The sequence below is a fragment of the Bacillus sp. ISL-46 genome, from assembly GCF_018613205.1.
On record NZ_JAGGQR010000049.1, the window covers coordinates 20832 to 46752 of the forward strand.

Annotated in this window: 26 protein-coding genes and 1 pseudogene; 4 read left to right on the plus strand and 23 right to left on the minus strand. The window is 38.2% G+C overall.

Annotation, left to right across the window (positions count from 1 at the left end; genetic code table 11):
* Positions 1 to 7: 7 nt before the first annotated feature.
* From J7E67_RS22755 to J7E67_RS22840, 18 genes and pseudogenes are all read right to left on the minus strand, one after another.
* Positions 8 to 673: a sensor histidine kinase gene (locus tag J7E67_RS22755; protein ID WP_214715303.1), complete on the minus strand. Its 666-nt coding sequence runs from the start codon at positions 671 to 673 to the stop codon at positions 8 to 10.
* A 38-nt stretch (positions 674 to 711) separates the two neighbouring features.
* On the minus strand, positions 712 to 993 hold the full coding sequence (locus J7E67_RS22760) for a hypothetical protein (RefSeq protein WP_214715301.1): 282 nt from the start codon (positions 991 to 993) through the stop codon (positions 712 to 714).
* Positions 980 to 1291 (minus strand): hypothetical protein, encoded by a 312-nt coding sequence (locus J7E67_RS22765; protein WP_214715299.1) that lies wholly within the window; start codon positions 1289 to 1291, stop codon positions 980 to 982. Before J7E67_RS22765 ends, J7E67_RS22760 begins: the two co-directional genes overlap by 14 nt.
* A complete protein-coding gene (locus J7E67_RS22770) occupies positions 1284 to 1475 on the minus strand; it encodes a hypothetical protein (protein ID WP_214715297.1) in 192 nt (63 codons plus the stop codon). The genes J7E67_RS22765 and J7E67_RS22770 overlap by 8 nt, the downstream gene beginning before the upstream one ends.
* Positions 1465 to 1989: a QcrA and Rieske domain-containing protein gene (locus J7E67_RS22775; RefSeq protein WP_168242184.1), complete on the minus strand. Its 525-nt coding sequence runs from the start codon at positions 1987 to 1989 to the stop codon at positions 1465 to 1467. The genes J7E67_RS22770 and J7E67_RS22775 overlap by 11 nt, the downstream gene beginning before the upstream one ends.
* A gap of 11 nt (positions 1990 to 2000) precedes the next feature.
* Entirely contained in the window at positions 2001 to 2561 is a 561-nt protein-coding gene (locus J7E67_RS22780; protein ID WP_075687583.1) for a 4Fe-4S dicluster domain-containing protein, read from the minus strand.
* Positions 2562 to 4751: a molybdopterin oxidoreductase family protein gene (locus tag J7E67_RS22785; protein WP_214732885.1), complete on the minus strand. Its 2190-nt coding sequence runs from the start codon at positions 4749 to 4751 to the stop codon at positions 2562 to 2564.
* Positions 4738 to 5820: a hypothetical protein gene (locus J7E67_RS22790; RefSeq protein WP_214715293.1), complete on the minus strand. Its 1083-nt coding sequence runs from the start codon at positions 5818 to 5820 to the stop codon at positions 4738 to 4740. The genes J7E67_RS22785 and J7E67_RS22790 overlap by 14 nt, the downstream gene beginning before the upstream one ends.
* Positions 5821 to 5833: 13 nt before the next feature.
* Positions 5834 to 5881 (minus strand): annotated as a pseudogene (locus J7E67_RS32365) (hypothetical protein); the annotation flags it as partial.
* 101 nt (positions 5882 to 5982) lie between these two features.
* Entirely contained in the window at positions 5983 to 7164 is a 1182-nt protein-coding gene (locus tag J7E67_RS22800; protein WP_214732886.1) for a hypothetical protein, read from the minus strand.
* 139 nt (positions 7165 to 7303) lie between these two features.
* Positions 7304 to 8467, minus strand: a complete 1164-nt coding sequence (locus J7E67_RS22805; protein ID WP_214715289.1) for an HD-GYP domain-containing protein — start codon at positions 8465 to 8467, stop codon at positions 7304 to 7306.
* Positions 8468 to 8663: 196 nt separating this feature from the next.
* Complete coding sequence (locus tag J7E67_RS22810) at positions 8664 to 9911, minus strand: ATP-binding protein (protein WP_214715288.1); 1248 nt, start codon at positions 9909 to 9911, stop codon at positions 8664 to 8666.
* Between the two features lie 184 nt (positions 9912 to 10095).
* Positions 10096 to 11511: a branched-chain amino acid transporter BcaP gene (gene bcaP, locus J7E67_RS22815; RefSeq protein WP_214715287.1), complete on the minus strand. Its 1416-nt coding sequence runs from the start codon at positions 11509 to 11511 to the stop codon at positions 10096 to 10098.
* A 323-nt stretch (positions 11512 to 11834) separates the two neighbouring features.
* On the minus strand, positions 11835 to 13628 hold the full coding sequence (gene cstA / locus J7E67_RS22820) for a carbon starvation CstA family protein (RefSeq protein ID WP_214715286.1): 1794 nt from the start codon (positions 13626 to 13628) through the stop codon (positions 11835 to 11837).
* A gap of 141 nt (positions 13629 to 13769) precedes the next feature.
* Positions 13770 to 14516 (minus strand): LytR/AlgR family response regulator transcription factor, encoded by a 747-nt coding sequence (locus J7E67_RS22825; protein ID WP_214715381.1) that lies wholly within the window; start codon positions 14514 to 14516, stop codon positions 13770 to 13772.
* On the minus strand, positions 14491 to 16269 hold the full coding sequence (locus J7E67_RS22830; protein WP_214715285.1) for a sensor histidine kinase: 1779 nt from the start codon (positions 16267 to 16269) through the stop codon (positions 14491 to 14493). Before J7E67_RS22830 ends, J7E67_RS22825 begins: the two co-directional genes overlap by 26 nt.
* 85 nt (positions 16270 to 16354) lie before the next feature.
* Complete coding sequence (locus J7E67_RS22835) at positions 16355 to 17626, minus strand: ATP-binding protein (protein ID WP_214715284.1); 1272 nt, start codon at positions 17624 to 17626, stop codon at positions 16355 to 16357.
* Between the two features lie 153 nt (positions 17627 to 17779).
* Positions 17780 to 18232, minus strand: a complete 453-nt coding sequence (locus J7E67_RS22840) for a hypothetical protein (RefSeq protein ID WP_214715283.1) — start codon at positions 18230 to 18232, stop codon at positions 17780 to 17782.
* Positions 18233 to 18329: 97 nt separating this feature from the next.
* Between J7E67_RS22840 and J7E67_RS22845 the strand changes: the two genes are divergently transcribed.
* From J7E67_RS22845 to J7E67_RS22855, 3 genes are read left to right on the plus strand one after another with little or no spacing between them, the layout of a single operon-like run.
* A complete protein-coding gene (locus J7E67_RS22845) occupies positions 18330 to 18641 on the plus strand; it encodes a hypothetical protein (protein ID WP_214715281.1) in 312 nt (103 codons plus the stop codon).
* Between the two features lie 2 nt (positions 18642 to 18643).
* Positions 18644 to 19879 (plus strand): glutathionylspermidine synthase family protein, encoded by a 1236-nt coding sequence (locus J7E67_RS22850; protein ID WP_214732887.1) that lies wholly within the window; start codon positions 18644 to 18646, stop codon positions 19877 to 19879.
* The gene (locus J7E67_RS22855; RefSeq protein WP_088085752.1) at positions 19876 to 20262 is read left to right on the plus strand and encodes a DUF350 domain-containing protein; all 387 of its coding nucleotides are present in this window, start codon (positions 19876 to 19878) and stop codon (positions 20260 to 20262) included. The genes J7E67_RS22850 and J7E67_RS22855 overlap by 4 nt, the downstream gene beginning before the upstream one ends.
* A gap of 93 nt (positions 20263 to 20355) precedes the next feature.
* On the opposite strand, the gene J7E67_RS22860 is transcribed toward J7E67_RS22855, so the two are convergent.
* The 4 genes from J7E67_RS22860 to J7E67_RS22875 all read right to left on the minus strand — a co-directional run bounded on the left by J7E67_RS22860 (position 20356) and on the right by J7E67_RS22875 (position 24098).
* Positions 20356 to 21384: a potassium channel family protein gene (locus J7E67_RS22860; protein ID WP_214715277.1), complete on the minus strand. Its 1029-nt coding sequence runs from the start codon at positions 21382 to 21384 to the stop codon at positions 20356 to 20358.
* Between the two features lie 558 nt (positions 21385 to 21942).
* Entirely contained in the window at positions 21943 to 22692 is a 750-nt protein-coding gene (locus tag J7E67_RS22865) for a C39 family peptidase (RefSeq protein WP_088085750.1), read from the minus strand.
* A gap of 180 nt (positions 22693 to 22872) precedes the next feature.
* Entirely contained in the window at positions 22873 to 23319 is a 447-nt protein-coding gene (locus J7E67_RS22870) for a threonine/serine exporter family protein (protein ID WP_168242171.1), read from the minus strand.
* 17 nt (positions 23320 to 23336) lie between these two features.
* Positions 23337 to 24098 carry a threonine/serine exporter family protein gene (locus J7E67_RS22875; protein WP_214715275.1) on the minus strand — a complete coding sequence of 254 codons (762 nt, stop codon included), beginning with the start codon at positions 24096 to 24098 and terminating at the stop codon, positions 23337 to 23339.
* A gap of 221 nt (positions 24099 to 24319) precedes the next feature.
* Here J7E67_RS22875 and J7E67_RS22880 point away from each other — a divergent pair, with 221 nt between their 5' ends.
* A complete protein-coding gene (locus tag J7E67_RS22880; RefSeq protein WP_214732888.1) occupies positions 24320 to 25048 on the plus strand; it encodes a UTRA domain-containing protein in 729 nt (242 codons plus the stop codon).
* Positions 25049 to 25091: 43 nt separating this feature from the next.
* Here the strand turns inward: J7E67_RS22880 and J7E67_RS22885 are convergent, their stop codons facing one another.
* Positions 25092 to 25913 carry a PfkB family carbohydrate kinase gene (locus J7E67_RS22885; protein ID WP_214715273.1) on the minus strand — a complete coding sequence of 274 codons (822 nt, stop codon included), beginning with the start codon at positions 25911 to 25913 and terminating at the stop codon, positions 25092 to 25094.
* Between the last annotated feature and the right edge of the window lie 8 nt (positions 25914 to 25921).

The following is a 25921-nucleotide window of genomic DNA, read 5'->3' on the forward strand; positions in this document are numbered from 1 at the left end:
CTCCCCTTTAATCCCTATTTACTAACGGAAGGGCTAGCACTATGGATGTTCCTTCTCCTATTTTAGAAGAAATGGTACACTGTCCGCCAGTCAGAAGCATTCGTTCTTTCATGGCCGCAATACCTGATGAAGGATTAATGAAATCGTTTTCGTCCTGTTGAAACCCTCTGCCGAAATCATAAATGGAAATTTTCAGCTCTTGCTCTGACCAAATAAAATTCATTTTTACATTGGATGTATCTGCATACTTGGCAATATTGGCAAGTGCCTCCTGGCATACACGAAATACCGTGATCCTATTTTTTTCAGATATCCACTTTTCTTCACCCGTTGAATCTAAATCCACTAGGATCCCAAACGTGGATGTATATAACTTAATATAGCTCTTCATGGCTGGTAGTAAACCAAGAGTAGTTAGGGTAGGCGGATGCAATTCAACCGAAAGAAGCCTAATTTCTTGAATGGTCTTTTCAATCAACTGCGACATTTCGCGGACATAACTTTTCATATGCGGCTCTTTTGCACCTGATTCAATAAACTGCAAGCCTGTTAAAATACTATATAGATTTTGTCCAACACCTTCGTGCAGCTCTAAGGCAATCCGTTTTATTTCTTCCTCTTGGGAATGAATAATATAAGAGCTAATCTGCTGTTTTGAATTTAATACATCCATCCCGCACCTCCGGTTATAAAAAAAAGGCAGGTTCTTTTTTAAAAGACCTGTACCTTTTTTACAGTATACGTTAAGCCGCTCTCCGAATCAGAAGCTGACCATTGTCCATCCATCTGACTTACTCGACAAGAAATCGGTACCGCAAGAAAATAAAAATCATCAAAATAAAAGCGGATATGGGTTCCATCAGGACAGAACTGCACCTTTTTTATGGTTTTCTTCACAGCTGGCGCCTGATCTCCACCATCCGCATCTTGAATCGCAATTGTTACCGGCACACCCACAAATATGTTCAAATCATCTAATTTAATGAGTTCCACAGCTGTTACATCCTCTCTTCACAGGATAGATGAACATCTTAAAGCCCTGCAAATACTCCCAAAACTTCTCATCGGCATTTTTCTCGATGAATTGAATCGTTTCTTCTTCAGAACCCCAGTCACTCATTCCTTTTATTTCAGCAATAACCATCTCTGCCCCATCGAGTGTTTTTTCTTCAAGATACCAATTTAGGCGTTTTTTCGAAAAAGTGTTCTTCAATAACTCATCAATTTCATGGCTAAAGCCGCCTGCTTCTGGCCGGACAAAACAAAAATCAATATAGGTTTCACTAGTCATTGATATTCACACCTTTTTTATAAATAAGGAATGCGACTGGAAATAAAATAACGTTAATGACTGCGGCAATTATTGTATTAGTATAGTTTTCATAGAAGTATTGATGAACCATATATTGTGTAAAGATAATGTTTAACATCAACACCGCAAGTAGTAGGGCAACTGGCAAATAGCTACGCTTCATAACGCTTCACCCCCACGGCATAAACCACTCCGTTTTCTACTTTTACATAAATTTCAGGAAGTGGACGTCTCGGTGGACCCGCAATCGGCGCACCTGTTTCGACATCAAATTTCCCATGATGGCAAGGGCAAAGCATTTCTCCCTCATCCTTTTTCCAAAACACAGGGCATCTTAAGTGGGTGCACGCATTTTGGTAGGCTACATATTTATTTTCGGAGAGTCTAATTAAAATAGCACTATCATGTTCACCAGGAAAAGCAAAGTCTACTGCATCTCCGATAGGCAGAGATTTAACATCGGTAATTTTTTGCTTTGGATATTTTTTATCGCCCAATCCTGTTAATTCTTTTGCAGCCAAGGCTCCCCAAGGAAGTGAAGAAACAGCGAAAACACCTGCCGCACCAACTAGTGTTTTCATAAATCCGCGTCGGTCGAGCTTTCTTTCATTATTGCGGTTTATATTATGTGTATAATTATCTTCTTTGAACGGGATTTTATTATTTTTATCTGTCATGCGAATCCCTCCTAAAACAATTTAGTGACGCCCTGCAGAATACCAGGAAGATTCACTTTTACATTTGTTTCGCCTTCTAAATAGGGCATACTTGTTACCCATTTACCATTATCTAAGTTAAATTGCTTTTGTTTCGCTTCAATTTCTTCATCTGACAGCCATTGTAATGTATTAGACGGGCAAACACTTGCACACATTGGCGGGATGCCATCCTTTGTACGGTCGATACAAAGATCGCACTTGTACATTAAATTTTGCTCTGTATCAAACTTCGGTATTCCATACGGGCAAGCAATTGTACAGTTTTGGCAGCCAATGCACTTTTCCACTAGAGCCGAAAGAACGGCTCCTGTTTCATGGATTTGGATCGCCTGCGCTGGACAGCTTCTTGCACAAGCTGGATTCACACAGTGAAGGCACATCAGAGGCATCGTTTGACGGTTAACAAGCGGATTCACATCGTAAACATAGTTACGGTTACGTTCCTCATGCCCTCCGCACTGCGTACAAGCCGCCAAACACGAGCGGCACCCTATACAGTTTTCAAGTTCGAGATATAGCCTCTTTTTCATTTACTGCACCTTCTTCATTTCTAGTTTTTCAATCTGAGCGGCACACGCTTTGAATTCCGGCATCCGTGACATAGGATCAAGCGCTGCAATCGTTAATAGATTAATAGATTTATCGTGACCAAAATGGTAGGGAACAAATACGGTATCTTTTCGAATGGCTTCAGTGATTTTCACTTTATATTCCGCTTCACCTCTACGAGTAAAGAGGCGAACAAATTCTTCGTGTTCAATGTTATATTTAGCAGCTGTTTCTGGATGTACTTCTACATACGGCTCTGGGCACATATCGCGCAAAAATTGGATCCGGCGGGTTTGGTTTCCAGATAGATAATGGTAGACGACACGTCCTGTGGTTAAGCGTAATGGATATACTTCATCAGGCTCTTCAGCCGGTGGACGATAGGGCAGGGCACAGATTTTTGCCTTTCCATCTGGATGATAGAACTTTTTATCTAAGAACATGTGGGGTGTTCCTGGATCATTTTCATCTTTACATGGCCAAAAGACACCATCTTGCTTTTCGATTTTATCCCATGTGATACCATAGTAGTCGGCATAGCCGCCTTTAGAAGCTAAACGGAATTCATCCCCAACATCGCTTGCTGTTTTTAAATGTGAGAAGTATTTTCCTCTGCCTAGACGCTCACATAATTCCACTTGGATTTGCCAATCTGGTTTCGATTCTCCCAGCGGTTCTTGTGCCTTGTTAATTTTAATACAACGTCCTTCAAGGTTGGTTACTGTTCCTTCGTCTTCAGACCAAGTTGTGGTTGGAAGAATGACATCCGCAAACTCAGCTGATTCCGATAAGTAAAAGTCTGCACACACCATAAAGTCCAGATTTTTCATTTGTTCACGTACATAATTTAGATTTGGAGCCGATACGGCTGGATTGGAGCAAAGCAGGTACAAACCTCTAATTGTTTTTTGCTCCATTAATTCGAACATTTCATAAGCAGAAACACCTGGTTCCGGCATTTCTTCAGGAGTAATCCCCCACACTTTACAAACTTCCTCAACATGTTTTGGGTTCGTAAGCTTACGATAGCCTGGAAGTAAATCTGATTTCTGACCGTGTTCACGGCCGCCTTGACCGTTCCCTTGACCAGTAAATGTAGCAACTCCTGCTTTAGGGCGGCCAATTTTCCCTGTGACTAAGGCCATGTTTGTGTATGCTGATACGTTATCAACACCTTTATGCTGTTGCTCAATTCCACGGGCAAACATGACAATGGCATTTGGTGCTTTACCGTAGATTTCTGCTGCACGTATGATTTTTTCTGGTGCAACCCCAGTAAGCTCACTCGTATATTCAGGTGTAAATTCTTTTACCAATTCTTTTGTTTCTTCAAAGCCATTTGTATTGTTATTTACGAATTCTTCGTCCGCATAGCCATTTTGAATAAGTAAGTTTAGAATTCCATTGGCAAGGGCTAAGTCTGTTCCAGGTCTTAAATCTAAGTGAACATCTGCTCTCCTGGCAATGGGTGTCTCACGCGGGTCTGCTACAATTAAGTAGCCTCCTCTTTCCTGGACTGCCCACACTCGGAACATCGAAGTTGGGTGACATTCTGCTGTATTGCTTCCTGCAATAAACAAGCAATCCGTTTCATGAAGATCTGTCCAGGGCAGGGTTGATCCTCGGTCGACTCCAAAGGATCTCAGAAAGCCACCTGCGGCACTTGCCATACAGAATCGGCCGTTGTAATCAATGTAACGAGTCTGTAAGCCGACACGGGCAAACTTTCCTGATAAATAACATTTTTCGTTTGTCATCGATACACCGCTATAGACACTAAGCGAATCCATACCATAATTTTTTTGAAGCTCTTGAAAATTTTTCACGATTAAATCATAGGCTTCATCCCAGGTTGCCTCACGAAAGCCATCTTTTGTTCCCTTTAGTGATGCATCATCACGAATTAGTGGTTTTAAAATACGATCATCATGGTTGGTTTGCTGGTAAGCAGTAACCCCTTTGGGACACATTTTTCCGACCGTTACTGGCCAGTCATATCGAGGCTCCACCCCAATTATTTTATTTGTTTTTGTATTTACCCGTAAATTCATCCCGCATTGCATCCCGCAATAACTGCAATGAGTTTTTACAAACGTTTCATTCGGATGACGAACATTTTCGACTTCTTTAAAAAATTTATCTCTTGGGTTCCGAAAATTATCCTTTTGCATTCTGGTTTGCCTCCTTGACCTTTACTTGATGAGTTGCGAAGCCTGAGAATCTTGAAATTCTATATTTTCTACGACATGGCAGACATAGTTCAGCTAGATTAAAGCCATCTTGCATATTGAAGTCGATCTCGTTAGCGCCTAATACTTGAATAACATCACGAGATTGTTCCACTGATACAAAATGATCGCTGCACACTTTACATATCTTCATTTGCTGCTCAGCATAATGTTCACGGTAATTTCTTGCGAATACACTCATTGGACGGAATGGAATATGCGCTAACTTCCCAAACGGTAGATAAATTAACGTGACGATTACGGAAAATTGGTGAATCAGTGACATTTGCGGCTGCATCCAGCCATGCATGACAATGTTTTGAAAGGTTAGTAAAAGCCCGGTTACAGATATAAATAACAATAGATAAAGAGGTAAAAAATCATACATGAATTTTTGTTCTGCTCTCGCCTGCATGTTACCTAAGCGACGGTAAAGCGCCATGCACACACCTGCAGTCACCATGATAGCTGCAATATTCAGTGCATTATAGGAGAACCATGCAATAATTCCTTCGGCTTTAACCTGCATGACGTTCATTCCAAATAACACGATCGTATAGTAGCCATTGTCTTCCATCGTAAAATACATCCAGCTGAATACGAGCGGAAAGGTCACCAAGCACGCAAGGACACAGCCCCAACCGATTAAAATATGCTGTACCCATCGGTAAATCCCGCGATTTCGGATAAAATCGTAAATGGCTAAATGATTAACAGCCGTTTTCGGAGTACTTTTTCGAAATAAAAGATTTAAGCCTTTTTTAATAAAAATCTTGGTCGGTGGTCTCTCGCCCCAAGCAATAAAGCGGTAGAAAAATCCGCCGATAAAGACGATTGTTCCGACCATATATCCATAAAGATTCAAGTCAACGTGCGTGAACATTCTTGTGCCAATAAACATTAAAATGGCCAGTCCGGCAATAGTTAAAAACATTGATTTAGCAAAATGTGAAGCAAAGGCATCATTGACCGAGCTTCCTGTTTTTTTATTTGTAGCAATATTTGATTGCATCCTCTAGTCCCTCCTAAAAAAAAATAACACCACCGTTTTTCTTACTCTTATTGTAAGAAAAACGGTGGTGTTATAAATATCAGGGAGTTCCCCTATCATGGAAGGGAAAAACCCTTAGAAATATTATTTTAGACAAATGTTTGTCACATCTAGTATTAAGATCTATCTTTGAGTGTACTTTTTTCGCCAGGAATATAGAAGAAGTAATAAACCAATTAGTATTTGCAAGGTAAAAAGTATTGCATCCCAGAATGGAAGCGAGGACGGTCCTTGAGAAAAACCAGGAAGAATTCTTTTCCATGCAAATAATAATTGGGGGACATAAAAAAATGTATATATGCTAACTGTCAGTATGACTCCGACAAAATAAAAGATTGAATATAAAAAAACTACCTTTTTTTCTCCCTCAAAAACAACCTCTTGTATTGATGGTGAGTTGAGAAATGAAAGCTTCTTCCTTATCGCTTGCTGAGCATTTTCCATTAAGTTATAGCAGCCCGATACATTTTCAATCACGTAATATAAATCGGTTTTCATATAAATGAAGCCTTGGTAAACCATTCGAATAAATGTATCCAAGACTACTACATTCATAACACCCAGGAAAATCTCTGACCCATTTGTAAAAATTAGATGGCTAATTAATGCGCATGAAAGAATAAGTGTATCAAAGCAAAGGCCCGCCAGAAATAAAACATTCCGCTTATTAGAAGGTAGTTTCCAAACCGATAACATATCAGTCTCAAGGACAACAAGTATTAATCGATGCCCGACCTCCAGCTTAGTCGGAAGATTTTGAGCCCTCATCGCTAATATGTGGCCAAACTCATGAATAAAGACAAGGATAATCGTAATTCCCATCCAAGTCGGGATATTCAAAATCATTAAATCAAAAACAAACAAATCCTTATAGTGCGGAAATAAACTTGGATGGGATAGAAGGATAAACACATTAACTAGCAATAAAGTGAAATAAACAAGGTATGCAGCCCTATTAAAGAAAAACTCCCCGATCTTTGGTGAAATCCATAAAAGGCCTAGGTCTTTCTTTTTCTTTTCCTTCAATTCAACTTTTACACCATCAACTTCACCTATCAAGCCCATAATTAGTAATTGTTCGGCAAAATCGAGCATATCTACTTCATCATTAGGATATTTATCTTTAAGCACCCGTTCAATTTCCTCTATCGACCCACCATTGTTGATTAAATGGATTGCATCAATACAAACCCTCGGCATCTCATAAAACTCGCCTAATGCAATATCTTCAACGATATAATGTTTTTTATCCTTGCGAATATTGACTGGGACCAACAAAAGACGTGAATGAAGTGTTAGGTTCATATTAACACCCTTTATCTCATATATTATCATTAAGAAAGGATGCTTAGCTTTTCGCTAGCATCCTTTTTTTAACCTTTCCAACCAGGAACAAATTGACACCACCAGCAAGTTGTTTTTACCTTTTTCAGCTTTCGGATTTTCATAAATCCACCTCCTTAGGAAATTCCCATTCTTTTAACCACGGATATTTTTCATGAAATTTAATCCATGCTGGATATACCTTTTTGAATTCTTCCACTAACATAGGATCAAATTGGGAACCTTTTCCGTCAATGATGCGTTGATAGGCTATTTCAACTGGCATTGCTGCTCGATAAGATCGAGAAGATGTCATTGCATCAAAAGCATCTGCAACTGCAGCCACTCTAGCAAGGAAGGGGATTTCTTCTTCTTTTAATTGATCAGGATACCCTTTACCATCCCAACGTTCATGATGCGAACGAATGACAGAAAGACTACCTTTAATCCCCTCGACATTATCAACTGCTTCAGCACCAACAACTGGATGTGATTTTATTATCTCAAATTCATCGTTTGTCAACTTCCCTGGTTTCATTAGAATTCGGTCAGGGATATGAACTTTTCCTATATCATGTAATAAACATGCATAATAAAAAGATTTTTGCTCATCTTTGGAAAGCTTACCTATTTCCTTTGCTAACAACAAAGCATAACTGGCTACTCTTTCACTATGTCCCTTAGTATAAGGATCCTTTAACTCCAGAGTAGCAATAACACCTTTTACAATTCCTTCTAATTGTTTGTCGTATGAAGTACTTATCGCTTTTACGTATCCCTGAAAACGAACTAATAAAAAAAATGCCATGATAGACAGTACAGCTATTAAAATAATTGGGATTATTACATAAGAAGTCTTTAATATAATACCAACGAATAAATATCTTGCCGTAACACCTAAACTTACTAGCCAAAAATATCTTCTACTAAGGAAAAGAGGTAGTGATAAAAGTAAAAACACTTCTATTAAATTCCCACTTTTGTAAGACGCTCCCCTTCCATAGAAGGATAAGATATCCACAATAAAAGTAACCAATAGATAGCTTATAAAAAATACGTATTTTATTGAAGCTTGCTTATTCCGCTTATTTAAATAATATGCTATTGGAATTAATATTATTAAAAGGATATAGGTTAAATAAAAAAATTTACTAGGCGGGCCCACTTCTTCATGTTCAATGAAGGCTGGGAAAAGATAGTAATAAAAAAAATCATAACCTACAAGAATTATATAAAAAAATAAAAGAAACCATTTAACAGTTCTTATTTCTTCATTAGGTAACATAAACTCCTCCATGTATCTATCCCATTGTACTTTCCATAAAATCCTCATAGAAATGCTAATATAAAATATTTTTACTTTTTTCAATCTATAATAGAAAATTACAAAATCTATTAATGTTCAGTATTCCTCTACATTATATATCATTGATAATACCCTTGAAACACTTTATTTTGATGAATTTTGTATAATTGTAGAACTATTTATCTATTTGTAGTATCGGTAAAGTTACAATTACTCGTGTTCCTTTATCAATAATACTTTTTATTTTCATCGCACCCCTGTGATCCTTAATTAATTGATTTGTAACCATTAAGCCTAAGCCTGTTCCATCCGTTTTCGTTGTAAAAAATGGTTCTCCAAGATTTAGGATATTCTCATCAGCAATTCCACACCCCTCATCTTGAATTGAAACGGACAGTTTGTGTTTTTCTAATACTTTAACACGTATTTCTATCCTACCGCCCTCAGGCATTGCTTCGATCGCATTTTTTATCAAATTAATAAATACTTGTTTTAATTGTTTATCATCACAATCAAGAGGTGGTAAGGGGCCAGCCATTATTGTTTCAACAATTACTCCTTGTCTTTCGGCTTGTTGTTGCGTAATGGATAATGTATAAGCAATTATTTCTTCGATACTTGCCTTTTCAAATTTGATTACTCTTGGTTTGCCAATGTACATCAAATCATTAACAATGGAATTAATCCGATCGATTTCCTGAATCATAATTGGATAATAATCGTTTGTGTTTGGGTACCGTTCCTGCTGCACTTGTGTAAAGCCCTTTAATGATGAAAGGGGATTACGTATTTCATGGCCGATTGCCGCAGCCATTTGACCAATAACAGCCAGCTTTTCTTTTTGTCGTAGTTCTTCGTAAACGGTTGTCAAGGTTTGAATATAGGAATTAAAGCGTATCACTAAAATATAGGCTATCACTGATAAGATGACATAGATAACTGTTGGAATTAATACGTTTAAATCTTGTAAAATTATTCCTAACAATAATTCCTTCCCTATCATCCCCAACGAAACAACCCAGAAGTATTTTTTATTTACAAAAATAGGACTAAATAGAACAAATAATACTTCCACGATATTTCCTGCAGCATAAGAAGCTGTCGTTCCTAAAATTTCTAAAAGGGTGTCCAAAATATCAATACCAATATAGCTAATGATGTAGATATATTTAACAATGTAAGGATTTCCCTTTTTAATAAAGTAAATAGCAATCGGCAACAAAGCAAGGATTAATATATATAACCAAATTCCCAGACCAACTCTCTCTGTATCAAATTGACTTTCCTGGTCATTTAAGTAAGGTCTAATATAATTATAGAAAATATCAAACGAATAAAACATAAAGTAAAATAACCATAAAAACAGTGTTATTGCCTTTCTCTCTTCAAATAAAAGCTTCGGATTGTTGACGCCTTCTTTCATGCTAGTTTCTCCTCAATCTGATCATCTTGTATTAAATTAGATAAAAAACCTGCTCCTATTTTATCATCTTTCTTATGTTTAAATTACATTATTTTTGTAAAAGCGATGAATTTCGACATTTTTCGATAAAACCAAACAAAAAAAAGGACTTACCTAGAGTAAGCCCCTTCTTTGTTTGATCCAATTAGCTAACTTTATTTAACTGATCCACTGTTTTATTCAAGGTTGAATGTTTACGTCCATACCCGAAATAAACGAATAGTCCGATCACAAGCCAAACTCCGAAGCTAATCCAAGTTGTTTTTGGTAACTGAATAATTAAATACCCGCAGAACACAAAAGCAAGAATTGGAATATAAGGTACAAATGGAACCCGGAAGCCTGTTTTAGGTGCTTGTTTATTTTTTCGAAGATATAAAATCCCCACTGAAACCGTCATAAAGGCAAAGAGAGTTCCGATATTTGTTAGTTCTGCAAGTTTGTTTAATGGAACTAAACCTGCAAAAATCGATACTAGCAAACAAATAATCCATGAATTCACCATTGGTGTCTGCTTGTTCTTATCTACTTTTGAAAATACTTTTGGCAATAGGCCATCACGGCTAATCGCATAAAATAAACGAGATTGTCCATAAAGTAAAACCAATAATACTGTTGTGATACCTGCAATCGCACCAAGCGAAATAAAACCAGCTACCCAATCCTGATGGATATAATTAAGAGCAAATGCAACTGGGTTTTTCACGCCTAACTCTTGGTAAGGAACGATTCCAGTAAGAATGGCAGAGACAATAATATATAACACCGTACATACTAGTAAAGATGCGATAATACCAATTGGCATATTCTTTTGAGGATTTTTCACTTCTTCAGCTGCAGTTGATACGGCATCAAAGCCAATATAAGCAAAGAACACAGTTGCAGCTCCAGCTGTAATACCTGAAAATCCAAACGGCATAAATGGCGTCCAGTTTGAGGGCTTTACATACCAAGCGCCCACACCGATAAATAACAAAACAACGACTAACTTTATAATTACCATAATCGTGTTAAATCGAGCAGATTTCTTAACACCTTGTGTTAATAGCAACGTGATGATTACTATGATAAGAATTGCCGGAACATCGATAAATGTGCCGTTTGCTGGATCATATGCACTTGTGATTGCTTTAGGAAAATGAATACCAAAGCCAGCTAGAAGCCCTTGTAAATACCCTGACCAACCACTAGCAACAGCAGATGATGCGAACCCATATTCAAGGATTAAATCCCAGCCCAAAATCCAAGCAATTATTTCACCAAAGGTAGCGTAGCTATACGTATACGCACTCCCTGAAACCGGTACAGTGGATGCAAATTCCGCATAACATAGGGCAGCAAATACGCACGCTAATCCAGATAAAACAAAAGATAAAATAAGTGCAGGTCCTGCATGTTCTGCTGCTGCAACACCAGTTAATACAAATATTCCAGTACCTATAATAGCTCCAATTCCAAGCATGGATAAATCAAAGGCACCTAAATCTTTCTTTAAAATTACATCTTTTTGCCCAGCTTCTTGTATAAGATCCTTTATTGATTTTTTTCTAAATAAATTCATTGGTTTACCTCCACGAAATGATGGCGGAATGTTCTGAAAAAACAGTTCGCTAAAAATGTATATCGAAATAATATAATCATTTTAGGGAAAAAGCAATATTTTTTGAAAAATAAAACTATTTGAAGATTATTCCATGGAAATTCAAGTGATGGAAATGCTCCACCTTAATCTTTTATTAATTAGTATTAAGCTTTTCTCAAGGGTTAATACTTTCCTAATATAATTAATATAATTTCCATTTTTAATGAATATTTATTTCCTATATAACAAAAAAAACAGATTCCTCGAAGAAATTGCCTTCCGAAGTAATCTGTTTCGTTTTTTTAAGCTACATTTCTTTCAAGCTTAATCCGCGGTGAATTCCACATAGTGATCCATTTTCTAATAGCAGTCACCATAATAATCATACAAAGCGCTAACATAATGATGGATAAAACCCCATTTAAGACACTATAGCCTGCTGCTTCGGAATTTAGATAAACATTTTTCACCATCCAGTAGCCCGCATAGTTTACAGTTACAAAGAGATAAGCGAGCGGTACCAAGCATGTAAGCATATATCGACGTTTATCAGCAATGCTTAGTATTACTGTTGCACCGATAATTAGACCGATGGAAGCCATTAGTTGATTGGAAACACCAAACAGCGCCCAGACGGAGCCAATATCACCCGAGAAGAGTAGGTAACCCCACATAAAACATGCTAATGCACTAGCAAAAATAGAACCAGGAAGCCAATCTGTTTTCTTCAATGGCTTATAGAATTCACCGAAAAAGTCTTGGATTAAATAGCGAGCAACACGTGTTCCAGAATCAATGGCTGTTAAAATAAATACAGCTTCGAACATAATAACAAACTGGAAGAAGTAAGATGATAATTTCGCAAACCATGGAATGGCTGTGAAGACATAGGTCATACCTACTGCTAATGTCACCGCACCACCGGTTCTACCTTCAAGATTAATGCCAATTTCATTGGCAAGTTTCGGTAGCTCCTGCACTTGCATGCCAAGTGTTTTAAAGACTTCAGGTGTTGAGTTAATCGCAAAATAGTCTGCAGGCTGAAGGGCTGTTGCCGCAATCAATGCCATGATTCCAACCACACATTCTACAAGCATGGCGCCAAAACCAACCACTTTTATATCAGACCAACGATCAAGCATTTTAGGAGTCGTACCTGAACCTACGAAAGCATGGAAACCGGAGATCGCTCCACAGGCAATCGTAATTGAGATAAATGGCCATACAGGACCACCTAATACCGGTCCACCACCAGATGTGAATTTTGTGAAAGCAGGCATCTCAATTGCAGGATTGATAATGAATACTCCGATGATAAGTGCAATAAATACGCCAATTTTCATAAAGCTGCTCAAGTAATCACGTGGTGCAAGTAAAAGCCATACTGGCAACGCTGCTGCAAAGAAAGCGTAAATTGGTAGTATAATAGCTAATGTTTTTGTATCTAATGTCAGCCAATCACCTAATACCGTATTTTGAATGGACGGACCAACAAACACTCCGACCATAACGAGAATAAAACCTATAGTCGATGTTAATTTTAAATTGCCGGTTTTCTTATAAGCGATTCCAACAAGCATCGCGATTGGAATCGTAATTCCCACTGAAAAGGTTCCCCATGGATTGTGTTCAAGTGCATGAAGAACAACCATTGAAAGACCTGCCATTGTGATGGTAATAATGAACAACATGGCAAGTCCCGTACAAAAACCAGCAACAGGTCCTAGTTCATCTTTCGCTACTTCTGATAAGGACTTTCCTTTTTTTCTCATCGATGCAAATAGTACCACCGCATCATGAACTGCCCCACCAATAACAGCCCCAATTAACAGCCAGAGCAGACCTGGCAAGTAACCAAATTGTGCTGCAAGGATTGGACCCACAAGCGGGCCTGCTGCAGCGATTGCTGCAAAGTGGTGACCGAATGTAACCCATTTATTTGTTGGTACATAGTCCTTTCCATCGTTAAATTCATGTGCCGGTGTCTGCTTTGAATCATCTAATTTTAAAACCTTTGCTGCCATGAATGTTCCATATAAACGATAAGCAATCATTAAAATACAGATCGAACCAATTACAATTGAAACCGCATTCATATTATTCTAACCTCCTATATTCATACTTCACTTGTCTCTATCTTAGCGGAAGAAAACGCCAACATTGGGTTTTCAAGCTAAAATGCAAGGATTAGACGATGAATAACAAGAATAATAGAATGAAATGCAAAAAACAGCTTCTTAAAAACCAAGAAGCTGTTTTAGCTCTTTTGTATAGGTTCTGCTTACTGGAACCTTTTCTCCATCCTTCATAATTAAGTTGTAGGTAGAATTAAACCAAGGCTCTATCTCAACAATGGCATCGACATTAACTAAATAAGCGCGGTGGACACGAATGATCGACGAATGATGCAGCTTCCTTTCGAAAGTGATTAGCGTATCACTGACAGAGTACTTTGAGTTCCCTGTCGCAATGACTGTTTTCCCTTCATTTGTACCGATATAGAGTATGTCACTTATGTTTACGATAACAATTTTTTCATCGATTGTTATCGCAAGCTTTTCAGACCTCTCGTTAACAAAATTATTTTTCTGAATTGAAAAAGGAATAGCTTGTTTTTTATATTCGATAAGTTTATAAAGCTTCTCAATTGTTTGTAAGACTCTTTTTTCGTCAAAAGGTTTTAAGATGTAATCAACGGCATTTAATTCAAAAGCCTTAAGGGCATATTCATCAAACGCTGTCGCAAATACAATTAATGGAGGATGATCAAGTTTATTAACAAGAGCTGCAATTTCGATTCCACTTTCATCAGCGAGCTGGATATCTAAAAAAACAACATCAAGTTCTAGCCTGCTTATTTTTTCAAATGAGCTTTCCACACTATCAGATTCCCCCACTATTTCAATCTGTTTGCTTCGTTTAAGAAGATAGGTCAGCTCATCTCTGGCTAACGGCTCATCATCCACAATAAAAGCCTTTAACAACATCCTCACCCCACTTTTGTTGTGTTAACGGTAGTGTAATCGATACTTTCGTTCCTTTATTAAGGCTACTTTCAATTTGAAAAGAAGCATTTTGACCATAAATTTCTTCAATCCTTTTTTTGATATTCCAGAGCGCTGTTCCTGTCCCTCCAGATGAATCCACTGTTTGGTTTCCCAGTGTTCCAAGCAGCTCCGCTGAGATACCCTTTCCATCATCTTCAGTTAAAAGGACCATTTTCTCCCCTTCCTGGAAGGCACAGACTTTTACGGTTCCATGTTTCGCCTTTGGAAAAGCATAACGAATTGCATTTTCAACAAGCGGCTGCAATGTAAAAGGCGGAACTAGTACCCTTTCTAGCGGTGGTGAAATATCCAATTCCACATGATAACGGTTTGGAAAGCGTGCTTGCTCAATGGTTAGGTAAGCCTCAATATGTTCGAGTTCTTTTTCAAGCGGTATTAACATTTGCCTTGCTCCCTGTAGATTACTTCGGAAGAAGGTACTTAGTTTGATTAATAGACTCCTAGCTTTATCGGCATCTGTTCGAATAAGACTTGAAATCGTGTTAATAGCATTGAATAAGAAATGTGGATGGACTTGGGCTTGCAAAGCCTTAATCTCCGCATCTTTTAATAATCTTCTTTGCATTTCCAGCTCCGCCATTTCTAATTGGACCGAAAATAAGTTGCTTAAACCTTCTGCCAACTCTTGTTCAACCCTGTCTAGTTTACTAGTATCAGTGAAATACAGCTTCAGTGTCCCCACTGTTTTTGCATGGACCTGTAAAGGTAATACAATGGCTGCTTTCAGAGGGCAGTTTGGGTTAAAACATTGAATTTCATGAACCGATTTTGCAATTGTGATCTTCCCTTGTTCCAGCACCTTTTTCGTTAATTCCGTCGCCATGTTTCCTGACGGAATATGATGGTCTGAACCTGTACCTACATGGGCAAGAACATGGGATTGATCTGTAATCGAAATGGCATCCGCATTGGTCCAATGGAGAATAATCTCCGCTGCTTTTGTACAAGATTCCACATTTAAACCTTGGCGAAAAAAAGGGAGAGTCTGGTTGGCGATGTATAAGGCTTTATGTGTTTGAAGTGCTCTCATCCGCTCTTGTTCTTGCAGAATTTCCTGAATTATCAATACAAAAAGAAGTGTCCCAAACCCATTAATCGCAATCATCGGGAAAGCAATTACCTCTACAAGATGCAGAGCCTCATTAAATGGTCTGGCTTGTAAAAGAATAATCCCCATCTGGGCACATTCCATTAATATCCCCATGACAACAGCCTTCCAAGGCGAATTCCCCTCTTGAATCTTAAAGCGCTTACTTAAGATTCCTGTGACAACTCCAGCCATAATCGTTGACAGGGCACAAGCAGAAGCTGTAAAACCACCTAGGGTCAATCGGTGTATACCGGCAATTAAACCGACCCCAATTCCAACAATGGGTCCGCCAAGTAAACCACCTATCGTTACACCCATAATTCTAGTATTAGCGATCGCACTTTCACTGTCCATATTTGTCAACCAGTCCTGGGAGGTAATTGTTCCATGTCCAATCTCTACACCAGTATAATTGCTGATGACCCCGAAAGCCCCGAAAATTGCAATCATAGCTACCTTAGCTCTAATGCCATGTTCATTATGAATTATTTGACGGAATGATTTCATCCTCGAGAGAAGAAACGCTACAATGATAAGAATACCTACACGTTCAAGCATGAGAGGCAATAATTCGAGCATGGTATCTCACCTTTCGTCTTTACTTTTCCCTACTACTATATCAAAAAAATAACTAACCATCCTAACAATCGGTTAGCCTTGATTATTAAAAATTTACCAATGCTGTTTTTTGGCTGCCAGGAAGGACCATTCTTACCTCCGTCCCAACTCCCGGCTTGCTCTTGTAAAAGACTTTTCCGTTCATTGTTTCAATAATTCTTAAGGAAACGGATGTACCTAGCCCTGTTCCCTTATCTTTAGTTGTATAAAACAAGGTTCCAATCCGTGCTAATTGCTCTGGTGTCATTCCCTTACCAGTATCCATAATTAATATAGACGCTTTATTATTATCGGATTTGTTATGTATTGTTACTTTCCCACCATCAGGGGTTGCTTCAATTGCATTTTTAATTAGGTTAACCAGCGCCTGTTTTAATTGGTTTCGATCAGTGACGAGTGTGAACCCGGTTGAGTCAAGTTCGCTTTCAAGCCGCACTCCTTGTTTGGCAGCCAGTGGCTCCAAAAGCATGACAACTTCTGCTAAGACTTCTTTTAACGGAAACTCTTCTACTTTTTCAAATTTCGGCTTTGCAAAATTTAAATAGTCATTAATAATCGACTCTGCCCTACCTAATTCGCTCAAAACAAGTGAAAGATATTGATAATTTTTCCCCTTTTCTTCCTGCTGCATTAATTGAAGGAATCCCTTCACCACTGTTAATGGATTTCGAACCTCATGAGCAATGGATGCCGCAATTTCCCCTAGCGTATTTAGCTTTTCAGCCCGCTGAATCTCTTTCTTCATTCGACTTCGTTCGATAATCCCCTCAACAAGCTTTGCCTCCAGGGCAATTGCCACTGTTTGAATGAGGGCAACAAGGAGGAGGTCAGGAATATTAAAATCTAGTTTTAAGAAATTCCCCTCAAAATAGCGAAACGTGATAAGCGAAATATAACAAAGGAGCAGGGACCATCCACATAATAAAGTTGTGAGAACTAACCTTTTATTTGGGGAATAACCAAAAAACCTTTTGTTTAAGAGGAACGGGACAAGAGCCGTTAAAAGAGTATTTACTAGGCCAAAAATAACCGTTTCGCCCCCCATTAAGATGCGTGCGCCAAGTAGGGTCGTTACAACCATCCCTCCCGCAACTGGACCTGCGTAAAGAAAGGCTAGTATAAGAGGAACATAGCGGAGGTCCCAATCAAATCCATAGTTCGAATACGAAAAAATCATACAAGTAAGTGCAGCAATGCTTTGAAGCAAACCACATAAGATTGGATAATTAATTTTGCGCTTATTTTCAATTAGTATGCTTAAAAGTAGGACAGGTGCTAATGAAATTAATACATTCAAAAGAAGTTTTTCTGCAAGCATCGTTATTCCTCCAGGACAATACATCTATATCCCTAAAAATACGACAAAAATCGTCTTTTTCCTTTAAAAAATCACAGGTTTTTTCTTTTTTAGTGTACATTCCTTCCGTACCCTATTTGTAAAATAGCACACGTTATTGTGTGCTATTCACATCTATCGAGTTTTCCCCGTGAAACTCCCATAATAAACATAACATTTTCGGTCTTCGTCAATTTCCCTTGAATCAAGGGCGAATTCTAGGAACCTTCCGTCTTTCTGAATGTAAATAATATCGGAGTGAAGGACAACCAAAACTTCTTCATGATTCCAAACATCTTTTTTCTCGATCAGGACGGACCTGTTTCTCTGAAGCTCTCTAACTTCAAAACCAATATGGGAATACTGTTCTTCAGTTATGTCGTCATAGGATGACTTTTCCTTTTTCACGTAAAGGACAGCCGTCCCGTCTGGATCTTTGGCTGTGGCCGTTACCACATACGTTTCGGATTCTTTGACGAAGTATTCACATGTCATTCTTGCTACTGCCTCACTAACTGTTAAATCTAAATAGCTCCAAAGGGCAGGAAACCTTTGATATTTATCATCCAATCGATATTCCAACCTCAAATTTCATCCCTCTTTCATTTTTTCTTTCATTTTACCATTGTTTTCCTTAGGTTTACTTTTATAATTAAAATATAAATTCAATAAGGAGCGTGAAACGGTGAAGAAAACCCAATGGTTAGTGACTGGTGTTATCACTTCCCTCATAGCCGGAACACTTTCTGCCTGTTCAGACGACCGCCCCCCAAAGCCCGATGACAGCAGGTGCCGAGACTGGGACTGGGATGATGACCAAGGGGTATGGCAATGTGATGATACCCACTCGTCTCATTATGGTCATTTTTTTTACGGGGGAAGCTATTATGGAAATAAATCATCACTCTTGAAATCCTCCTCTTACAAGTCATACAAATCCTCTTCAAGCTTTAAAGGAGGATTCGGCAGTGGTTCAAAGGGTGGATTTGGAGGTTAGAAATGTCGAATTATTCAACGAATCGAAAGGTGTTTTATTCGCAATTCCCAACCTTTTGGTCAGATTTATACGAGAGCGAATATAGTCTTTACCAAGTTTATTCGATAACGGAACATACATCCTGCCTTTTAAAAGAAGCAACAGAACGCATGGGTCACATTTTTTTCAAAACCGCCCGCCTGTTACGGAGTCTTACTGATGAACAACTCCTTGAACTTGGGTATCCACCTGTAAGTCTTCCATTTTTAAGGTTGAAAAACTTCTCCCCTGAAACCATTATCGCTCGGTTCGATTTTGTGTTGACCGCGGATGGATTCAAATTAATTGAATTCAATAGTGATACACCGACTTTTATTGTGGAATGTTTTCATATGAACGGAATGGTTTGTTCTGAGTTTGGTTACTTGGATCCAAATGAAGGAGGGGAACTCCTGCTTTCTTCCGGTATTACACGCGCAGTAATCGAAGCATCAAAAGGAAAAAGGAAGGCTAACATTGTGTTCACAGCCCACTCTGATCATATCGAAGACTGGAATACCATTAAATATTTAAGCAAGTTATGTCAGGTTCAAAATCGGATCGTTCCATTGTCCACTCTTCGGATTATAGACGGTACTCTTGTCGACGATGAGGGTATACCTATTGATGTGTTGTACCGCCAAACCTATCCTCTTGAACATTTGGTTGACGATCAGGATCCTATAACAGGTGACCCGGTTGGAATCGAATTATTGCAACTAGTCAAAGAAGGCCAACTCTCTATTTTAAATCCTGTCTCAGCCTTTTTGTTGCAGCCGAAATCCATTCAATGTTTAATTTGGGGATTAGCAGAACAGGGAGCATTTTATACAAAAGAAGAGCAAGGGTGGATTATGAAATATATGCTGCCTACCTATCTTGAAGCAGATGCATTTAAGGGACAGCTTGACTATGTTCAAAAACCATCCTTCGGCAGAGAAGGAGATACGGTGACAATTTGGGATCAACACTCCAATATTACCGCTCAAAATTCCTTTCAAACCTATAAAGAGGAAGTTTCGGTCTTTCAACAGTACGTCCCTCTCCCTACTGTTTCATTGGAAACAGAAAAGGGAATCGAGGTACTTTCATTAGTATTCGGATCTTTTCTCATTGCCGGAAAGGCCGGAGGTATCGGCATTCGGGCAGGTGGAAAAATCACTGGCAACGATTCTTATTTCTTACCAGTGGGTATAAAAAACAAGGGGGAATGGAAATGACGAATTTCTTATTATATTTAGCAGTTTCACTTGGTCTTTTATTCGTAGGACTGTTTCTTATGGAAGTAACAACAAAGGTCAAAGAGTTTTCCTTAATGGCAAAAGGAAATAAGGCAGCAAGCTATGTCCTTGGGGGAAGGCTTCTAGGTCTTGCCATTGTTTTGTATTCTACTGCTGCCAATTCTATTTCTCTTACGGATATGGCCATATGGGGTGCAATCGGAATTGTGGCTCAAATTGTGGTTTTTTACCTGGCTGAATGGCTTACACCTCGTTTTAACGTCAGTCAAAGCATCGAGGAAGATAACCAGGCAGTCGGCCTTTTTCTAATGCTGCTGTCGGTTTCCATCGGTATCGTCATTGCTGGGTGTTTAACATATTAAAAAAAGCGCAAGCGCCTTGCACAGGGGCTTATGACCCCGAGCCCCTAGGCGCTGGAGCTAGATTGAAAAAAACGCATCTCGAGATGCGTTTTTTTATAATGATTTATATGTATTTTTATCGCATATCACAAACAATCGAGCCTCTTTCGATAGAGGTTCATTCCACTTTTTCAATATATTTAGATCACTCCGGTCCGCAATGAGCTGGGCCCCTTTTTTCTTTAAGTGCTCGTAAGCATCTCCGTATGTTTTCCAGTCGGATTTAACTTCAACTTCCCATAAATCACTGCCCCCGTCTCCATCCTTTCGGCTTAATAACTGAGTAAAAAGATGACTTGCCCCTTTTGTCTGCGCCGATTTTGCCATCAGGTTGGACACCGATTCATGAGAAAGGATAAATTCATCAATTTTGACATGTTTAAAATTGCCGACATGCTTTTCATTTAGAATTTCTGCAATCGTATAAATATTTTTTTCCGTACCTTCATCATAGCGCTCGATGGAGGAAGCGGTTAATAGCGTTTTACCATCTGCTAAATCTGGGTTGTCGATCCCATCTGGGGCAAAGAGCAAGACTGCTTTTGATCTTTCAATTTTTGCTCTTTTCAATGTTTCTTCATCTGTGGGGCTCCCCTGGATATATAAAAACCGCTCATGTTCATATGGTGTCTTCTCTAATTCATCAATTAGTACGATTTCTGTTTTTTCATCTCCAATAAACAGCTCTTTTATCGTGTTTTTGCTTTTGGCAGTCCAGCCGATAATAACGTAATGATTTTCTCCTTTAAAAGACATTCTTCCTTCCTCCTTCATCCGTTTGTAGCGTGACACAGCATCGACGATCATCCCTATAACCGTACCAAAAAGCCCGATGCCAGCAGTATAGACGATTACCATCGCCCAAACTCTCCCCAACATTGTCGTCGGATACACATCTCCGTAGCCAACCGTGGTCATCGTGGTAAGAATCCACCAAATAGCGTGGAAAGTATTTCCAAATGTTTCAGGCTCTAGTATTCTCATAACCTCAGCGTTTATAAAAATATAAAATGTCGTAAATAACAGCACCGTACGATACCGATACTTAGCTGCTGTAAGAAACAACCTTCGAAAAAGTATCATGGATAAACCTCCATTCTCTCACTCCCGTTATAAGAGTTTATAGAATAATATTTCTGCTATATCTTTGGTTATTCCTCTAAAGAAAATAGTTTTATTATTATTGTTGACAAATAGGCACCAGTCCTGTAATATTAATATTTGTGCTTCACATTTAATTGTAACTTGTAAAAGATAAGATAACGCAAAGTAAGAATTTTTCTGGCATTCTGCTTATGTTTTAAAATTAAAACTTATTCACACTGGATCGGCTTCGGAGCCGTTAGGATGTAAGAGAGGTAGGGCTTACGTCGTTTAGGTATAAAACCTACAGGTGGAAAAATAACCGCGGCAAACTTGTTTTTATAAACAATGATTATTATATAAGTTTTTACCTTGCGATTGCTAACAAGAAGTACAACCAATCACAAGTTACGATACGTATTCATTAAATGAATAAAACTAAGAAGGCAGAGGGATATTTCATTCCTCTGCCTTCGCCCATTTTAGAACATATTTACTAATTTTACTTCCAAAAAGTCCAAAACAAAAGGCCTGAATCGGTATCAGGCCTTTTTCATTTTATTTTTCGATAACAATCGCTTGTTTACCCATCTGCTCCCAAGCTTTAATAAAACTGGCGCGATTTAATTTCTGATTCTTTTCACCGTAAGGATTGTTAATATAAATATAATTTTCATCGTATCCTGTAATCGCTACACTATGTTCACTAAAGGTAATTTTGATTTGTCCTTGCGGGGTGTTCCACGTTTGAAAAACAGAAACTGGAGCAAAGCTGGACGTGGTAATGACCCAAACAGGAAGTCCTTGACCTACTTTTTCTAATACATCATCAAACGAATGATTTGTTAAATTAACTGCTTTATCACCGACATATTTTTGGGCGAGTTCTAATACGGGACCGTTATAAACTCCTAGTCCTGGTCCATGTGCCATATCGCCGACAAATCCGGCATTCGGATTACCCTTTTTACCGTTACTATAGTTTAACGGAACTGTTTTAATCTTTTCTGCTAACTCATTTTTAGTCACTTTTACACCGTGATAATTAAGAATCATCGCAAGGCTTGTTACCTCACAGCCGTTGTAAAGTATGGGTTGATCCATTTGATTTATTAATGGTACATCTAGGATGATACTATCTGGAATACTCGGTGCCTCTTTTGCGAGAAGTGCCACTATCCGGGTTTTTAATGGAGCGGCTTCGGTGACTTGTATCGCTTCTTGACGATCAAACTTTACAGCTAAAATCGTTTTAGCACTAATAAATAGTAGTAAGACAACTAGAATTGCAATTAGTATTTTTTTCATATATGAATATACCATTCCTTGTAATAGACTTTGCTGAATGACAATTGGTAATAGTAATATACTACTATATTACCTTACTAAAAAACAATAAAGGAAAGAATTTTCCAATTAATGATAATCTTTAAAGCTTAAGTTTTCCTTAAAAAATTCCCTTTAGTGGTTTGCACTAAAGGGAATAGGTTAAATTCGTACCTTATTATGGTTAATTTTTCGAATTACTTGATTGATTACTTCTGAAAAAACTAAGCCAAAGGCGATGGATCCTGCCAGCATGAGGACTTTTGCCGCCAATGCTATCGCTGAATTATAATCGTTCTCAACAAAATTCCGCATCGCATCATAGGCCAGACCTCCAGGCACAAGCGGAATAATTCCAGCTACACTAAAAATAATCACTGGCGTTTTATAGAACTTTGCTAATTGTTGACTGATGACAGCAATAAAAATGGTCGCAGCTAATGTTGCTAAAATGGCGTTATTTGAGTAGTCTTCTAGCAGGAAATAAATTAACCAGCCACCCATTCCTATCAGTCCGCACTTCACTAAGGATTCTTTCGGTGCATTAAATAGAATTCCAAAGGCACCTGTTGCAATTAAGCTTGTTAGTGCCTGAGCAAGAACAGCCACAATAAATACACCTCACTTCACATAAAAGATAATACGACCGCAATCCCTGTCCCAATCGCAAAGGCGGTTAGAAAAGCTTCCGCACCCTTTGATAACCCCGATACTAAGTGTCCCGCCATTAAATCTCTAATCGCATTGGTCACTAAGAGTCCAGGAACTAATGTCATCACCGAGCCAATAATAATTTTATCTAATTGCTGACCGACTCCAATTTTCACAAATAAAAATGAAAGCAATCCAATTACGAACGATGCTAAAAACTCCGAGAAAAACTTGATTGGGACAAAGCGATGAAAATATACAAAGCTTAGATAACCCATTCCGCCTGAAATCATCGCTGGAATAAAATCATTCCAGCCTCCCTCAAACATAATCATAAAACAACCGCTGGCGAGTGACGCAGCGGCCACTTGGAACCTAAAGGGAAACGTTAAATTAAGGGAGTCGATTTCCTTTAGATCTTCCATAGCTTCTTTTAGATTGACTTCTCCACCTGTAATTTTCCTTGAAATGCTATTCACCATAGAGACTTTTTTCAAGTCTGTTGACCGCTCCGATATTCTAATAAGCTTGGTCTTCGTTGGCTCTGTTCCTTCTGCTGAAAAAATAATTCCGGTTGGAGTTACGTAGCTATGAGTACTTTCTATGCCAAAGGCCGCGGCAATACGCATCATCGTATCTTCTACCCGATAGGTCTCCCCGCCGCTTTGAAGCATGATTTTCCCCGCTAATAAGCAGACCTCCATAACTTCATATGTTTGTTCCACTTGTTTTTCCATTTATTTCACCACACACAATTCTCCATTTTTACTTAGTTTAAATTAAAACAAACGTTTAATCAAAGTTGACTTGTAGTTTGCATGATTTCCTTTTAACGGAATAGGAAAAAATCCAATATTTTATAAATATGATAAATGTTATCAATTATTTCTATACAACATATGTAAACTTGTTATATAATATTATATAATGATCTATTGTATCGAAAGGAATTTTGTCGATGAAATTAAACAATTCAATTTCAACACCTTTATATGACCAATTAAAACAAATACTGAAGGAGTCCATTGATCAAGGAGTTTATAAATCAGGGGAAAGACTTCCGAATGAAACGGAATTATGTGAGTTATATGGCGTTAGCCGAATAACCGTAAGACGGGCGATTCAGGATTTAGCAGATGAGGGTTTTTTAGAGCGAAAGCAAGGGAAGGGAACTTTTGTAACGCGAACCAAAATTGCCCGAGAATTGGTTTCTATAGATGGATTCTCAGATTTTAGTAAACAAATTGGCAAAAATCCTTCTAAGCGTATTCTTGCCTGTGAAGAAATGAAAGCTACTCCGGAAATTGCCGAAGCACTTCAAATTGCCATTGATTCACCTGTCTTAAAGTTGGTCCGGATCATGTCAATCGATCAACAGCCTTTTACACTAGATATCGCCCATTACTCGTTAGAACGCTTTCCCGATTTGACTGCACGATTCACAGAACATGCATCAACCTATGAAGTTTTGAAAAATATTTACCACATCAATATCAATTCTGGAAAAAGCAAAAAAATAATTACAGTTACTCCTGCTTCAAAATTTGAAGCGGAACATTTGGACTGCGAAATTGGTGAAACACTTTTTAATATTGATAAAACCGTTTACGATGAAACAGGTGTTCCAATTCATATTTCAAATTTCAAAACACAAACCCAATTGATTGCCCTTACCATAACAACTTAAAAATAAAAGGAATGAATGGGTATCCCTTTCATTCCTTTTTATCTTAGAAAGTTAATTGTTTACCATAACCAAATGCACCATTCACTTCACATGTTCTTGCTGCAATTTTTGCCGCAGCCTTCAATGATTCTTCAAGGGTAACCCCATTAAAGTGGTTGGTTAAAAAACCAGCAATGAAAGAATCCCCTGCACCTAAAGTATCAATCACATTTGCTTCTTCAATTCCCTGTTCGTATCGTTTGTTATCATGAGACATAATTACGCCCTTTGAACCTCTAGTGATAATGATAAACGGTGTTCCAAAACCATGTATCTTAAGGAAGATCTCTTCTAGTTCAATTTCTGTAAAATCACTTCCTGAAATAAACGCATACTGGATATGAGGGCAAACCTTTTCTAATAGTTCAGATGTAAAATGATTAGAGAAATCATAGGAAACGGGTAATTGTTGTTTAAGCAATGGCAATTCTTCCTCTAAATGACTATATATACTGGTATGTATCACATCAAACGTTTTAATGTATTCATAGTCATCTACTGATAGATTTAGCTTTAGTTTAGCCTGAACACCGCCTTTATTTGATTTAATAAAGATTCGGTCCCCTTCCACATTTAGATCAACATAAGCCTTTCCACTTTCCCCAACCGCTCTTCGAACGTGACTAGTATCTATTAAGTTCTTGTTTAAAGAATCTAAGATATGATCCCCTTCAACATCCGTTCCAACAATACCTATAAATGCCGCGGACTCCGCTCCACTTTGTTTAGCTAAAACAGCAACATTTAAAGCATTTCCACCTGGAAACATTTCATTACGATCCTGGTAGATGTCAACAACATTATCGCCTATTCCAATAATATTCATATTTCCCC